The following is a 14,887-nucleotide window of genomic DNA, read 5'->3' as shown; positions in this document are numbered from 1 at the left end:
TATGAAAAAAAATATTATTGTAATAATTATGTTCGTTTTATTAATAGCTATAATTTTATCCGGATGTTTAACTAACGAGAATAGCCAGGAATATCCTATATTACAAATGGACAATGCAACTTCAAATTTAAGTAATGGTGGGATTGTAGCTGATTACAATGGGAGAGCATATTACTTCAAGCAAAAAGTTGGGATTGTTGAACGGAGCGAATCGCAGGAAAAAGTTATTTATCCATTAGAAAGTAATCTGGAATACGCTAAAATATCAGGCCTCAATATTTTAGAAGATCAAGTTTACTTTTTCCTTAAACAAAATGCCAATATAATGGATAAATCTGACAATGGTATTTATAGAATGAATTTAGATGGAAGTGATGCACAAAAAATCTTCGAGCCTAAATCCACAATATCAAATTTATATGTCATTGGTGATTCAATCTATTTTTGGGTTATGGAGGATCAGAATATTCATAAAATATCAAATGATGGATCCAACGAAAAAAAACTAACTGATACGGGTAAAACCAATGCTTTTAGTTATGAAAATGGGAAAATATATTACTCTTTTTATGATTCAGAACAAGAAGATGGCAATGGAATATATCAGATGGATTTAAATGGGAAAAACAAGAAGTTTGTACAAGATCATCAATCAAGAATAGACAGTATGTTTTGCGATGAAAACAACTTGTATTATCTTTTTATGTATAAACCGGAAGAGCATTATATAGAAAAAGATATGGTGATTTACTCTCTAGAGGATGGCAGCAGTCGCAAATTCTCAAATCATCTTATTGGAGCTGCAGTTTCAGATGGGACTATTTACAGGGGAGATTTGTCGGATGGAATTGTGACGGCTCGGCTGTATCGTGGAGAAGATATATCAGATAAAAAGGATGAAGTGTTGATGGAATGGGAGGCGAAGGATTTTAATCTGGAAAATAAGGATGCTTTTCCATATATGAAAATGCAATGGATAGGGATTGCTCAGAATGAAGTCTATTGTATCTTTCCGGGTGAGGATGATTATGTCTTGAAAATCGTTCCTGAGAGTATTGCAGATTCGAAACCAACGACCGTTTCAACACCAAAGACAGGTTCATCAGAGGAAGAAATAAGATCTAAATATATTCAAAACATCCAGGGGATTTGGCATGCGGTCAATGGAAACCCAGACGAGGTCTTTACGATAAATCAGCCAGAAGAGGAAATGGGGTTTGGACAAACTGGAGCGAGTGGGATGACTTATAAATATCGTATTGCATCAGTCGATGGAAATAGTGGTGTTTTAGAATTATATGAAGTTCTTGATCATCAATTATCCAGAGAAGCACAAAAGGCCGTTTATTCCGAGTGTTCAGAAACAATCACAATTAAGGTTTTGGAAAATGGCCATCTAAGTATTAAAGATATAGAATGTGCAGCGGGGAGAGAATAGATAAAATTGAGAGAGAGGTAAGTGAGTGTGAGTGATTTTGAAGAAGTAATTAAATTGGCGGAGAACGGTGATGTTTCAGCACAAGAAGAGGTTGCTATCTCATATTATAAGGGTATTAACGAACCTAAAGATATTGAAAAAGCAATGCAGTTTTTTCGTTTGGCGGCAGATAATGGTAGTGGATTGGCTAATTTTAGATTGGGTAGAGCTTATGAAACGGGAACAGGTGCAGAGCTAGATTTGATTAAAGCGCGACAATTCTACCAAAAAGCAGCAAATCTTGGGTATCAAAATGCAGTAAACAAATTAGTTGCATTGGATACCAGTGAACAAGTGGCTAAAGAAACGCAATGTCAGCAGACGGAATATGTTCCACCTAAACCGCCGACTCTGGATTTAAATCAACAGAGTTATAATCAATCGAATAATAAACCGAAAAGTAAGGTTGTTGCAATTTTATTGGCTTTATTTTTAGGTGGGTTTGGAATACACAATTTTTATCTTGGCAATATTAAGAGTGGAATCATTCAGTTATTATTGTGCTGGACGGGTGTATCATATCTTTGGGCTTTGATTGATTTGATTCGGATTGCTATTGGGGATATTCCGGCTGATGCGAATGGAGTAAAATTAAAGTAAGAGGTGGAGTCTTATGAATTATCATGATGAAGAGTATAGAAAAAAACACGGTGTGGTTCCACAGTTGGATTTTGTCAATAACCGCGAATGTCTTTCGGAAATTCCTAAGAAACCAATCGTTTATTCCAAGTTTGCATATGGCAAAAAAAGTATTAAGAATGTCAAAAAGGGTAAAGTTGCAAAGGGACTCGGAAATGCTTTTTTAGGTGTTTTTAGTATGGGTACTGGTAATTTTGGATATGGCATGGCTAATCTTACGTCTGGTTTGGTAGATGCTACAACGGGAGCAATTGCCTCCGACGCATTGCTCGTTGATCATGAGGTAACACAAACCATTCGAGAAGCAGAGGAGAAAGCGTGGGATAGATACCAATTTTTGGCTAATTTCAGTCCAGCTGTTGGTAATTTGGGAGATACCTATTTTAAAGATGGTTCCTGTGATGAATTTCATTGCGGAAATGGTTTTCGTATTTTTGAAAATGGAGATTATTTCGAAGGTAGTTTTGAAGATGGGGAGTTTGTGCGTGGCGTATATATTTGGGCGAATGGATCAAGATTTCTTGGAACATTTCAGAATCAGTTGAAGAATGAAGGTATAAGCCTTTTTCCTGATGGAACACGTTGTGATGGAACTTACATGGATAATATGTTGCACGGAGTTGGTACGAATTGGTATACAGATGGTGTCTATTGGGGTGAATGGCTACATGGTCTAAGACATGGTCTAGGTTATTGTCGATATGCAGATAATACAAGTTTTGCTGGATATTGGGTGGATGATCAACCTCAGCTTTAAGGAGAAAGAATGATGATGGTAAATTCAATTACTCGGGAGAGAATAAAGGCCGCAAAAACTGGACATATTGAAAGCCAAATCATCGTAGGATGTATATTTTGTGAGGATGTTGAGGATAAACGTAAGTTTTCAAAAGGACTTAATTTTTTAACGATGGCTGCAAGTAGGAATAGTTATGCACAATATCTTTTGTCGAAAGTTTACCATTCTATAGTAAAGGACGAAAAGAAATATTTTCAGTATTTAGAGGAATCGGCAAAAAATGAATTTCCTCCTGCAATCCATGAGTTGGGGTGTCTTTATTTTTATGGTAACAGTGTTCCTCAGAATCTAGAAAAAGCCTTCCACTTATTTTCTAAAGGCGCTCAAAGTGAGTACTGCAATTCATATATTGCATTAGGGAATATGTATCATAAAGGTCTTTATGTTCAAAAAAATATTGATAAATCCATTTTCTATTATGAAAAGGCTGCAAAACAGAAAAATGCGGAAGCCTATCGATTGCTTGGCATTCTTTATTATGATAATACTGATTCAAGATACAATCCTGAAGAATCGTATCGTTACATTTCTAAGTCTGCTGAAATGGGAGATGCTATTTCATCTTATCTTGCAGGAATCATGTGTTATGATGGGGAGGGATGTGAGATGGATTATCAAAAGGCCTTAAATTATTATACTAGAGCAGCAACGCAAGGATATTCACCAGCGTGTATAGATGCGGCGAAGATGTATATCAAAGGCGAGGGGTGCAAAAAAAACTATTTTAAGGCGCAAAAATGGTTAATACAGGCTATAAACTTAGGTAATAATGAGGCTTATGAAATATTAGAATCGGCGGAAGAACTAATCGCTTTTGATTCAAAAGCAATGCCAGCAAAGCAAAATATTTACACACAACAATCTGTAGGCGAATCAATGGGAAAAAGTACTTTTACTGGTTTACGTGAATATGAGGTTGCTCAGAAACAAGTTGAAATGCAAGAAAAAGAAAAAAGAGAATATGCAATGAAATTTGCACGAGCAAGAACCCCAGGCTGTTCGGTTAGTGATAATGATTTGGGAATAGTATTTGATCAAAATGGTGAAATAGCCCAATATGTTGATTTTGATTTAGATTTAATACGGGAAGCGAATGGTTCAACCGCTTATATCAATCGTGAGCTTAATATGATGTTTGATATAAATAAAGATCGAGTAACATTTTATGATAAGGATTTGGATATACATTTTGATACAGAATCTGGTGAAAAGGCGTATCATGTAGGAAGCTTTACCATAAAAAGATAAGCCTTAAATACAATGCTTTACACCACTTTAAATATCGTTATCCGTTATAGTGAATGAATACGCATCAATTGGAGGGGAGGGACGGACAATGCCACGGTGGTTGAAGCACCGGCAGTGGGGCTCTTTGGATTGAGACCCGTATTGGCAGCAGAACAGAGCACAATTATTGCTGTGCAAAGAGAAACGGCTAAAATAAGGGACGAAAATGGAAAAGGGTGACGGTGCTTAGCACTGCCACCCTTTTTTAACAGTGGATTTCCACGACAAATGTTATTCGTTTGTTTCTTCTTCCAACACATCGTCGAACAGGATGCGCAGATAATCCCGGCGGCCATACAGGACGCGATCCACATAAACCTCGCTGCCATACACACGATAAAACGTGAGATAATTTCCAGTCACAAGAAAGCGGTAATCGCTCTTCACGCTGGCAATCGAGGACAATGGTGCTCCAATCTCCGCAAAGTCTGCCAACTGGTCGACATCATCTAAAATGTGATCGACGGTGCGTTTTGCGGCAGACGGATTTTGAAGCTCGTTTTCGATGTAGTTCCATATTTCATCCAAGTCTCTGCGCGACTGCGTGGCGTAGTGGAGGTTATGCTTCATTCGCTCTTGCGCGAAAATGTGCCCTCATGTCCTCGGGTTCAAGCCAACCTTCCTGTTCCCCGGATTTCCGACCCTTGGCAAGTTCGTTCAAAAGACGGATCGTCGATTGGGTTTTCTCATAGTCCTGTATATCCACGATCGCGTATCTGCCACGCCCGTTTTTCGTCAGAAAAACTGGAGCGCCTGCGGTTACGTCGCGTAATACCTCGCTGTAGTTTCGCAGATCTGAGATGGGTTTGATATTCGGCATATTCATCAGCCTCCTTTTATCCATAGTATATCCCAATCTGCTGTAAAATTCAACAGCAAACTTACAGCAAAATCAAAGGTATAGAAAAAAGACTCAAGCCATCCATAGCCTGGGTCTTTTCTCTTACAATCCCTTATTTAATCTCCCCACTCTCCACCACAAACTTCACGCTCCCGCTCATTCCACTGGAAATCCCGGAGAAGCTATTGTAGGCTTTGCCGGCATCGGTGATTTTGGTGATGCGGTCCTTAAGGCCTTTGAGGTCATTGTTGTAGAGGTTGGCGATTTTATCAATCCCCGTGGTTTTGAATTCGGTCATCCCGCTGTTGAGGGTGGTGAGCCCGGTGGCCAGGGCATTGGCACCGGCATTCAGCTGTGCTCCGCCGGATTGGAGCTGGGCCATACCTCCGGTCAATTCACTGTTTTTGGAGGCCAGGGTGTTGGCACCATCGGCCAGTTGGGCGGCACTGTTGGTGGCGGTATTGGCCCCTTCTGCCAGTGTGGTGCTGCCTTGGGTGGCATCGGTTAGGCCAGTATCCAGGGCGACGGTGCCTTCGTAAAGGCCGGTGTGATGTCCGTCAGCGGCCTCATAGCCGTTGATACCGGCGTTGAGGCCAGCGGCACCCTCGGCAACTCGGCTGGCTCCGGCTTGGAGTGTGGCTAGCTGCTGTTGGGTATTATTGTCATCCATTTGTTTTTGTACGGCTTCCAGGGCATCGCCGGCACCGGTCGCACCACTGCATTGTGCGATGGCGGCAGTGAGCTGGCTGATCTGTTGGATATCTTCAGTGGTCAAGGGCTGTCCGGCTTTGCTGGTTAGCAGGGCAGTAAGCTGGCTTTGGTAGGTGGAAGCAGCTTCGCCCTTAGTATGATAATCCGAGGCCTGGGTTCCAAGGGTATCATACATGCCGGAAAGCTGGTTAGCAGCAGCATCAACCCCTTGACGCACCTGCCCAGCCCCGGCGGCTAACTCCTGTGCCCCTTGGGCAGCGCCCTTTTGGGTATCACTGCCCTTGTATCCAGCAACCAGCTGTTCGCTGCCCGCTTTGGCGGTGGCTAGGCCGGCATTTAAGCGATTGGCTCCGGCGGAGAGGGTGCCCAGTCCGTTTTGAAGTTTTGTGGTTCCCCCGGCAACGGTGGCCACTCCATTGGTATAGGTCGTCAGCCCATCAGATAGGGTATTAATACCAGTGACCGCAGCGCTTGTTCCATTAGCCAGGGTATTGGCCCCGTCCTTGGCGGATATGGTACCGGCAACGAGCTGATCCGTTGCGGTGGTTAGCTTGGTGATGGCGGTGTCTAAATCACCAAAGCTATTGACCTGATTTAGGCCGACATCCTCGAGTACATTGGAGGTCATACTGGTGATCGTGGGGCCAAGCTCAAAATTCGTGGCAGTGGCCGTAACGGTAATGCTGTCACGAATGGTGAGATCCAAGGTGTTGCCAGAAAGGCCAAGGCTATCATTTAAGCCAGGGAAGGCCAGGCCGACGACGATCGCATTATTACCATCGGAAAGGACAGCCCCTTTATCCACGGTGACATTGGTGAAGGTATCGTTGGGGAGCATCATGGCACTGGCCACAGTAAAGGGGACGGTGGTGCCGTTTACTGTGGCGGTATTGGTGAAGTGCATGGTGATTTCCACCTGGCCGCTTTTACCAACCATATCCTGGGGATTCATGCTTTGGCCATTGAGGGTGTATACCGTAGAGATGTTGACTGGCAGGGCCTGGGTGGTGGTCCCCTGGTAATAGATATCCGCTCCAGCCGTATTCCACAACAGACTGCCATCGGCGTTTTGGGTAAAGGTTTCGTCACCTTTAACGTTTTTAATATCCCTTAGGGTAGACGTGTCGGCGATTTGGGTTTGAGTACCGGCATTTTTCAGCCAATCGCTGACAGTGGTGGACGTCACCTTCCCGTTGGCATCGGTTTTGACATAGACGGTTTCTTCCTTGGAAATCTGTCCGTCTGCGGAGGGCATGGTGGTGCTGCCCGTTGCTTTTTCTGCAGCTTGGGTTAGTTTTTCAGTATCGCTGGTGTCATTGGCCGCAATGGTTGTGTTGCTTTTGGCAGCCAGAACCGCATAGGCCGAGGCGGAAGCGATGAGGACTGCCACAAGAACGATGGCAAGGATGTGCTTGACGCCCTTATTCATTGATGAGATTTGCTTCATGGATCGTTTCCTTCTTTCTTAAGAATCCTTTTGAGGTTTTACAGATCACTTTGTCGAATACCATAAACAGTGATGGTAGGATAAAGACGACACAGAATAGGCTGATCAGTGCCCCCCGTGCCATTAGGCTGCAGAGTGAACCGATAATATCGATATCGGAATAGAGCCCGACACCAAAGGTCGCAGCAAAGAGACCCAGGGCACTGACGATGACCGATGGAATGGCATAATTAAGGGCATTCTCAATGGCGGTCCGTTTATCTTCCCCGTTTGCGCGCTCCAACTTATAGCGGGTGGTCATCAGAATGGCATAGTCCACAGTGGCACCCAGTTGGATGGTACTGATACAAATGGGGGCGATGAAGGGCAGGGTCACACCAGTGTAATAGGGAAGCCCCAGGTTGATAAAGATGGCAAACTCGATGACACTGACCAAAATGACCGGAAGGGAGATGGACTTCAGTACAAAGGCGATGATCAGGAAGATGGCGACGATGGATACGGCGCTGACCACCTGGAAGTCGTGGTTGGTGATGGTGATCAGGTCTTTAGTACAAGGGGCCTCCCCGATGAGAAGGGCCTTGCTGTCATAGCCTTTCATGATGGTGTTAATGGAATCCACCTGGGCATTGACCTCGTCCGTGGCCGTGGTGTACTCAGACATAATCACAATGAGCTTATACTCGTCACTTTCCAGGAGCTCCTTCACGTCATCGGGAATCATTGAGGAAGGAATGGCGGGCCCCAGCAGGGAATCTGCTCCTAAAACCGAGGACACTCCATCCACCTTTTTAATCTCATCCATCATATTTTTTGTATCTTTTCCCGGAAGGTTTTTATCCGCCAGAATCATATGGGTGGAGCCGGTATCAAAGGTTTCCGTTAATTTATCCCGGGCCACACAATAGCCTAACTCCTTGGGAAGGGTTGATCCCAAATCGTAGTAGGTTTGAGTATGGTTGTAGCCATAAATGGCGGGGAAAAGCAGTACCAGAAATAGAACGATAAATAGCCGATAATGCCCGGTGATGAAATGGGAGAGCTTGTTCATATCCGGCAGCAGATTACGGTGTCGTGTTTTATTAATGGGCTTATCGAAAACCAGGATAAGGGCTGGCAGGGTGGTGATACATCCCACCACACCGAGAAGCACCCCCTTGGCCATGACAATCCCCAAATCTAAGCCCAGGGTAAAGGTCATAAAGCATAGGGCAATAAAACCAGCTACCGTTGTGATGGAGCTGCCAATGACAGAGGTGATGGTCATGGCGATGGCATGGGCCATTGCCTCGTTTTTATCGGTATACTTTTCACGCTGCTCTTCGTAGCTGTGCCAGAGGAAGATGGAATAGTCCATGGTGACGGCCAGTTGGAGTACAGCGGCCAAGGCTTTGGTGATAAAGGAGATTTCCCCCAGGAAGATGTTGCTCCCCAGGTTCCAGATGATGGCCATGCCAATGCTGAAGAGGAAGATCAGGGGAATGACCCAGGAGTCCATGAACAGCATCATGACCGCACAGGAGAGAACGACGGCAATGGCCACATAGATGGGCTCTTCGGCTTCGCACAGGGCTTTTAAATCTGTTACCATGACGGACATACCGGAGATGAAGCATTGTTTTCCGGCCACACTGCGCATTTGGGTGATGGCAGCCATGGTTTCATCCTCGGAGGTGCCGGTATCAAAAAAGACCGCCATCATGGTAGAATCCCCCTTATTAAAGGCATCGTAGACCTCTTGGGGGAGCATTTCTTTCGGCATGGATAAATCGGCCACACTATCATACCAGATGACGGATTCAACATGATCGATGCCTTTAAACTGTTCCTCCAGGGTGGCGACATCCTTATCCTCCATTCCTTCTAAAATAACAAGGGAGAAGGCCCCCTTGCCAAATTGTTCCTTTAAGATATTCTGTCCCTGAATCGTCTCGATATCATCCGGAAGATAACTTAAGATATCGTAATTAATCCGAGTGTTAAAATATCCAAAGGCAGAGGGGATAAGTAGTAGAATGCCAATGATGAGGATAGGAATCCGGAGCTTTACGATTTTTCGACCAAATTCGATCATTCTTTACGTCCTTTCTAAAGTGAGATTTAAGTGTCAACTATGAAATAACCATACAAGTGTTGACTATTTAACTGAATTCAATTATACTGATTTTAGTTAAAAATACAATATACAGTTTATTATAGATATGTCCGTTAATAAACGGTGAGATTGTTAAATGTGGAATATTGAACAAAAAAAAGAAAATTGTTGGGTGAGGAGTTATTCATGGAAGAAAAAAAGGAAGACCGTCGGGTTCGAAAGACAAAGCGCCAGTTACGGCAGGCGTTAACGGAATTATTAAAAGAAAAGCCTATCCAGGAAATAAAGGTCCGGGAAATCGCTGATTTGATTGATATTAACCGGGGGACCTTTTATCAGCATTACCGGGACATTTATGACATGCTGTATCAGATCGAGGATGAGCTCTTTGCTCAGTTTAACCAAATTCTGGCAGAAACTGAGGAAGAAGCGGATGAGACCAACGCAATGCCCCTGCTCACTAAAATTTTTACCTTTTTAAAGGACAACTCCGATTTAACGGTGGCCCTCATGGGGCCCAATGGTGACCCGGTCTTTGTGGAAAAGGTAAAGGCCCTTGTCAAGGAACGATGTATCCACGATTGGATGCATGCTTATCAGGACGCCAAGACCCCTCATTTCGAATATTACTATGCTTTTGTGGTGTCGGGCTGCCTGGGCCTTTTCCAACGTTGGATGGAAAATGGATCCGAAGAACCTCCTGAAGCTGTGGCTGAACTGGCCGTTGAGATGATTCTTAAGGGGGTTAATGTGCTCAACGCATAAGTTCGTATAAAATAAAAAAGGTGTGACCGCTGAAGAAGGTCGCACCTTTTTTATTTTCGCCCTATTTTAGCCAATAGAATCTACAATTATTATAGTTCCTTAAGAATACGATGTCAATAGTATGTTGATTGGATGTTTGTTACAATGGGATTGTGATTTAAAGTGATTTTTATGAAAGCCAGACGGGAAGGAATTAAGATAGAATGTATAAAGTTACAATGCTGTAAAGTTAGTGTAAAAAATAGGGATCGGTCTTGTCCTGGTGGGACAAGTACTTGCAAAAGTGGAAAATTATGTTATAATGAAGGTAAAATTTTGTGATAGGAGGAAACCATGGATCGACCATTTACCCACCTGCATGTTCATAGTGAGTATAGCTTGCTTGACGGCTTTGGACGGATAAAGGATTTAGTGGGCTACGCTGTGGAATTGGGAATGGATAGCCTGGCGCTGACGGACCATGGGGTCCTTTTTGGCGCGGTAGAATTCTATAAAGAATGCCTGGCCCAGGGGATCAAACCAATTATTGGCTGTGAAGTTTATGTCGCACCCCGGGGCTTAACACAGAAGGAAAGCGGAATCGATAATAACCCCTATCATCTGGTGTTGCTGGCTGAGAACAATACGGGTTATAAAAATTTATGTAAAATTGTCTCCAAGGGGTTTGTGGATGGTTTTTACTATAAGCCCCGGGTGGACCACGATATTTTAAGAGCCCACCACGAGGGTATTATCTGCCTGTCAGCCTGCATCGCCGGGGAAATCCCGCGTTTCATTATCCAGGATCAGCCCGAGAAAGCGGCGGAGTGCTGTGAGTTGTACCAGGATATCTTTGGAAAGGATCATTTCTATCTGGAAATCCAGGATCACCGGATGCAGCAGGAGGCCAAAGCCAACGAAGGCTTAAGAGAGTTTTCACAAAAGTATGATATCCCTTTGGTCGCTACCAATGATGCCCATTATGTTCGGCGTTCTGATGCCAAGGCCCATGATGTGCTGCTATGTATCCAAACCGCCACCAATGTGGAGGATGAAAACCGGATGCGTTTTCCCGGTGATGGCTTTTATTTAAAATCAGCAGAAGAAATGGCCGGACAATTTCCGGATTTACCAGAAGCCATTGAGAACAGTCACCGCATCGCCGAACGCTGCGAGGTAACCTTTGACCTGGAATCTGCCCATTTGCCAGAGTTTGAACTACCCCAGGATGTCGAGACCCCTGGTGCGTATATCCGGATGCTGTGTGAGCAAGGGCTTACTGAACGTTATGAACAGATTACACCAGAGATCCAGGAACGCCTGGATTATGAGCTGGATATTATTCATACCATGGGTTTTGATAATTACTTTCTCGTGGTATGGGATTTTATTAAGTACGCCAAGGATCATGACATTATGGTGGGACCAGGGCGAGGGTCAGCGGCTGGCAGCTTGGTATCCTACGCCTTGGATATTACCACTTTGGACCCCATTAAGTACAATCTCCTCTTTGAACGCTTCCTAAACCCAGAGCGGGTGACCATGCCGGATATCGATTGTGATTTCTGTTATGAGCGCCGTCAGGAGGTCATCGATTACGTCATCCATAAATACGGGGAGGATCGGGTTGCCCAGATCATTACCTTTGGAACCATGGCGGCCCGGGGGGCTGTGCGGGATGTGGGCCGGGCCCTGGGGATGCCCTACGCCGCAGTGGATAAGGTCGCCAAGGAGATTCCCATCCACGTTGGTCAGAATGTGTCCATTGAAGGGGCCATGGCGGAGAATCCGACTTTGAAAGAAATGGCCAAGAGTGACGGCGCTGTAGGGGATTTGCTGGAAATGGCTAAGTCTATGGAAGGGCTTGCCCGTCATGCGTCCACCCATGCCGCTGGGGTAGTTATCTCTGATGCCCCCCTGACGGAATACGTCCCCCTGTACCGAAATGGAGAGGCCATCACCACCCAGTTTCCCATGGGTCTGCTGGAGGATCTGGGACTGATTAAGATGGATTTCCTAGGGCTGCGAACCCTGACGGTAATCCGGGATGCTGTGGAGAATATCTGGCACAGCCAGAAAGAACGTGTGGATGTCGATCATTTGTCCATGGATGACCCTAAGGTCTATGAGATGCTCTCCCGGGGGGATACCCTGGGTGTCTTTCAATTGGAAAGCCGGGGAATGATGTCCTTTATGCGGGAACTGGCTCCGGAAAATTTTGAAGATATCATTGCTGGAATCTCATTGTACCGACCGGGTCCCATGGACCAGATTCCACGGTACATCGAGAATAAAAAGAATCCCGGGCATGTGAAGTACCTCCATCCACTGCTGGAACCCATCCTCAATGTCACCTACGGATGTATGGTTTACCAGGAACAGGTCATGCAGATTTTTAGAGAGGTGGCTGGTTTTTCCATGGGCCGCAGTGACCTGGTCCGTCGGGCGATGTCTAAGAAAAAAACGGATGTCATGGACCATGAGGGTGAGGTCTTTATCCACGGCGAAAGGGATGAGGCAGGCCATGTCATCATACCCGGCGCCGTTAGCCGTGGGGTGCCCGAGGCAGTGGCTGTACAGATTTACGCAGAAATGAAAGATTTTGCCAAGTACGCTTTTAATAAATCCCATGCGGCGGCTTATGCGGTTATCGCTTATCAGACGGCCTGGCTGAAATGCTATTATCCCAGGGAATTTATGGCGGCTTTAATGTCTTCGGTCATGGATGATGAAAAGAAGGTATCCAAATATATTGAGGACTGCCGTAAAATGGGAATCGACGTTGCCCCACCGGATGTCAATGTTGGGGTTGGCAAATTCTCTGTGGTGGAGGGTAAAATTGCCTTCGGCCTTGGGGCCATTAAGGGCTTAGGGGCAAAGCCCGTGGAATCCATTGTGACCGCTCGTCAGGCCGAGGGGCCCTTTAAGGGGTTTCGGGATTTCTGTGACCGGGTGGATTTAAGCGTGTTGAACCGCCGAACCATTGAGGGACTGATTAAGGCGGGAGCCTTTGATTTTACCGGATTTCCCCGTTCCCGGATGCTTCTGGGGGCTGAGGGGATTATTGCCCAGGTCCAGGTGGAAAAGCGGGATCGATTGTCCGGCCAGGTGTCCTTGTTGGATTTAGGGGCCATCGAGGCCTTTAAGGAGGACCGGTTCCCCATGGCTGATCCTGCGCCAAAGGAAATCCAGCTGGCCCAGGAAAAGGAAGTGTTGGGTTTGTACGTTTCAGGGCATCCCTTAGAGGAATTTGAGGGGATACTCCTGGGTAAAACAAATCTGAACACCTCCATGATGGGCAGCTATGAAGAGCTGTGCGAGACGGGGATTCGGGATGGCGGCAGCGTGACCATTGGCGGTTTGGTGGACAGTGTTAAATCCCAGATGACCAAAACGGGTAAACTTATGGGTTTTATCACCATCGAGGATTTGTACGGACGCATGGAGGTTGTGGTTTTCCCCAGGCCCTACGAGTCCTACCATCATCTCTTAAAGGCAGATACACCGGTTTTAATCCGTGGGAAAATTAATTACAATGAGGAAATGAATGTTTCCGTCATCTGCGATGAAGTGATGCCCCTTGACCAGGGAATGACCATTCGGGAAGCCGGAATCGGCTACAAACCGATGAACATTAAAAAGGTAGCGGAGCAGCTGACATTGTGCTTTAGTGATTTTACACAGAAGTCCCTTATTTCAAAAATAAAACCCATCCTTGGAAGATTTCCAGGGAGTGTACCGGTGGTTTTATATTTTAAAGAAGAAAACAAGCGCTTTGGTGCTGATGAAAGCCTGTGGGTAACCGTCAGTGATGAGTTGGTTCGAGATCTTCAGGGGGTCTTGGGCCGGAATAAAGTGGAGGTTAAGTAGAATGAGAATCGGTATCTTAACAAGTGGTGGCGATGCCCCGGGGATGAATGCAGCCATTCGGGCAGTGGTTCGGACTGCGATTTACCATAAAATTGATGTGTACGGCATTAACCGTGGTTATGCAGGGCTTTTGGATAAAGATATTACGCCCATGAATGTTTATTCTGTTGCGGATATTCTGCACAAGGGCGGCACGATCCTGCGAACATCCAGAAGTGAATTTTTTCCAACAGAAGCGGGACAAAAACGGGCAGCTGAGGTTCTCCGGGAATTTGGAATTGACCATCTGATTGTCATTGGTGGAGATGGCAGCTTAAATGGTGCACTGTGCCTGAAACGCCTGGGTGTGAGTGTGGTTGGGATTCCTGGGACGATTGATAATGACTTTGGGGCCTCGGATTTTACAGTCGGGTTTGATACGGCAGTGACCACAGCCATTGACGCCATTGGAAAAATTCGGGATACCACTTTTTCCCATAACCGTATTAACGTTGTCCAGGTTATGGGGCGAACCTGTGGTGATATCGCGCTATACGCAGGCTTTTCTGTAGGCGCTGAGGCCCTTATTGTACCTGAAATTCCTACGGATTTGGAAGAAATCTGCGACCGCCTGTTGGTGGGTAAGGATCGTGGTAAGCTCCATAGCATCGTCATGCTGGCAGAGGGGTGTGGCGGCTATCGGGATTATTGCAAAAAGATTGAAGAGCTGACCCAGGTGACCACCAAAGGGACCAATCTTGGTTATATCCAGCGAGGTGGGGCTCCGTCCCACTTCGATCGAAATCTGGCAAGCTACATGGGCTACAAGGCTGTAGAATCCATCGTCAATGGTCAGACTGGCAATGTAGTGGTCCAGCGCAAGGGTGAATATCTCATGGTTCCTTTGGAAGAAGCCCTTAAAACACCGAAAAAATTTAACGAAGAACTTTATCATGTTTCCAAGATTCTATCCATTTAATTGGATTATTAGGAGGGCA

The 14,887-nt window shown here is 45.4% G+C and carries 11 protein-coding genes; 7 read left to right on the top strand and 4 right to left on the bottom strand.

The genetic code is table 11. The features are described 5' to 3' along the window. The first annotated feature begins 1 nt into the window (after position 1). Genes BLU30_RS02805 through BLU30_RS02790 form a run of 4 tightly spaced genes read left to right on the top strand, consistent with a single transcriptional unit; the run spans position 2 to position 4,163 of the window. On the top strand, positions 2-1,438 hold the full coding sequence (locus tag BLU30_RS02805) for a DUF5050 domain-containing protein (RefSeq protein WP_090243259.1): 1,437 nt from the start codon (positions 2-4) through the stop codon (positions 1,436-1,438). 27 nt (positions 1,439-1,465) lie between these two features. Next, entirely contained in the window at positions 1,466-2,077 is a 612-nt protein-coding gene (locus tag BLU30_RS02800) for an NINE protein (RefSeq protein WP_176770806.1), read from the top strand. A gap of 13 nt (positions 2,078-2,090) precedes the next feature. Beyond that, the gene (locus BLU30_RS02795) at positions 2,091-2,873 is read left to right on the top strand and encodes an MORN repeat-containing protein (RefSeq protein ID WP_090243256.1); all 783 of its coding nucleotides are present in this window, start codon (positions 2,091-2,093) and stop codon (positions 2,871-2,873) included. 9 nt (positions 2,874-2,882) lie between these two features. Further along, complete coding sequence (locus tag BLU30_RS02790; protein WP_090243254.1) at positions 2,883-4,163, top strand: tetratricopeptide repeat protein; 1,281 nt, start codon at positions 2,883-2,885, stop codon at positions 4,161-4,163. A 270-nt stretch (positions 4,164-4,433) separates the two neighbouring features. On the opposite strand, the gene BLU30_RS02785 is transcribed toward BLU30_RS02790, so the two are convergent. The 4 genes from BLU30_RS02785 to BLU30_RS02770 all read right to left on the bottom strand — a co-directional run bounded on the left by BLU30_RS02785 (position 4,434) and on the right by BLU30_RS02770 (position 9,275). Then, a complete protein-coding gene (locus tag BLU30_RS02785; RefSeq protein WP_090243253.1) occupies positions 4,434-4,772 on the bottom strand; it encodes a type II toxin-antitoxin system RelE/ParE family toxin in 339 nt (112 codons plus the stop codon). Then, positions 4,762-5,022, bottom strand: coding sequence for a type II toxin-antitoxin system prevent-host-death family antitoxin (locus BLU30_RS02780; protein WP_090243251.1), 261 nt, complete (start codon positions 5,020-5,022; stop codon positions 4,762-4,764). The genes BLU30_RS02785 and BLU30_RS02780 overlap by 11 nt, the downstream gene beginning before the upstream one ends. A gap of 133 nt (positions 5,023-5,155) precedes the next feature. Next, the gene (locus BLU30_RS02775) at positions 5,156-7,201 is read right to left on the bottom strand and encodes a YhgE/Pip domain-containing protein (protein ID WP_090243249.1); all 2,046 of its coding nucleotides are present in this window, start codon (positions 7,199-7,201) and stop codon (positions 5,156-5,158) included. Then, the gene (locus BLU30_RS02770) at positions 7,176-9,275 is read right to left on the bottom strand and encodes an efflux RND transporter permease subunit (protein WP_090243247.1); all 2,100 of its coding nucleotides are present in this window, start codon (positions 9,273-9,275) and stop codon (positions 7,176-7,178) included. The genes BLU30_RS02775 and BLU30_RS02770 overlap by 26 nt, the downstream gene beginning before the upstream one ends. Before the next feature lie 207 nt (positions 9,276-9,482). Between BLU30_RS02770 and BLU30_RS02765 the strand changes: the two genes are divergently transcribed. The 3 genes from BLU30_RS02765 to pfkA all read left to right on the top strand — a co-directional run bounded on the left by BLU30_RS02765 (position 9,483) and on the right by pfkA (position 14,868). Continuing rightward, positions 9,483-10,061 (top strand): TetR/AcrR family transcriptional regulator, encoded by a 579-nt coding sequence (locus BLU30_RS02765; protein ID WP_090243245.1) that lies wholly within the window; start codon positions 9,483-9,485, stop codon positions 10,059-10,061. 333 nt (positions 10,062-10,394) lie between these two features. Continuing rightward, positions 10,395-13,910, top strand: a complete 3,516-nt coding sequence (locus BLU30_RS02760) for a DNA polymerase III subunit alpha (RefSeq protein ID WP_090243243.1) — start codon at positions 10,395-10,397, stop codon at positions 13,908-13,910. Position 13,911: 1 nt separating this feature from the next. After that, the gene (gene pfkA, locus BLU30_RS02755) at positions 13,912-14,868 is read left to right on the top strand and encodes a 6-phosphofructokinase (RefSeq protein WP_090243241.1); all 957 of its coding nucleotides are present in this window, start codon (positions 13,912-13,914) and stop codon (positions 14,866-14,868) included. Positions 14,869-14,887 lie beyond the last annotated feature (19 nt).

The sequence above is a fragment of the Eubacterium barkeri genome (assembly GCF_900107125.1).
GTDB classification, from domain to species: domain Bacteria; phylum Bacillota; class Clostridia; order Eubacteriales; family Eubacteriaceae; genus Eubacterium_O; species Eubacterium_O barkeri.
Note: the sequence above shows the minus strand (reverse complement) of the source record. Positions and strands in the feature narration are given on the sequence as shown.

What these genes read in the sequence shown, in the direction of transcription:
- BLU30_RS02760 (WP_090243243.1), top strand. Translation starts at nt 10,395, where the DNA reads ATGGATCGACCATTTACCCACCTGCATGTTCATAGTGAGTATAGCTTG.
- pfkA (WP_090243241.1), top strand. Translation starts at nt 13,912, where the DNA reads ATGAGAATCGGTATCTTAACAAGTGGTGGCGATGCCCCGGGGATGAAT.
- BLU30_RS02780 (WP_090243251.1), bottom strand. Translation starts at nt 5,022, where the DNA reads ATGCCGAATATCAAACCCATCTCAGATCTGCGAAACTACAGCGAGGTA.
- BLU30_RS02795 (WP_090243256.1), top strand. Translation starts at nt 2,091, where the DNA reads ATGAATTATCATGATGAAGAGTATAGAAAAAAACACGGTGTGGTTCCA.
- BLU30_RS02805 (WP_090243259.1), top strand. Translation starts at nt 2, where the DNA reads ATGAAAAAAAATATTATTGTAATAATTATGTTCGTTTTATTAATAGCT.
- BLU30_RS02765 (WP_090243245.1), top strand. Translation starts at nt 9,483, where the DNA reads ATGGAAGAAAAAAAGGAAGACCGTCGGGTTCGAAAGACAAAGCGCCAG.
- BLU30_RS02785 (WP_090243253.1), bottom strand. Translation starts at nt 4,772, where the DNA reads ATGAAGCATAACCTCCACTACGCCACGCAGTCGCGCAGAGACTTGGAT.
- BLU30_RS02770 (WP_090243247.1), bottom strand. Translation starts at nt 9,275, where the DNA reads ATGATCGAATTTGGTCGAAAAATCGTAAAGCTCCGGATTCCTATCCTC.
- BLU30_RS02775 (WP_090243249.1), bottom strand. Translation starts at nt 7,201, where the DNA reads ATGAAGCAAATCTCATCAATGAATAAGGGCGTCAAGCACATCCTTGCC.
- BLU30_RS02790 (WP_090243254.1), top strand. Translation starts at nt 2,883, where the DNA reads ATGATGATGGTAAATTCAATTACTCGGGAGAGAATAAAGGCCGCAAAA.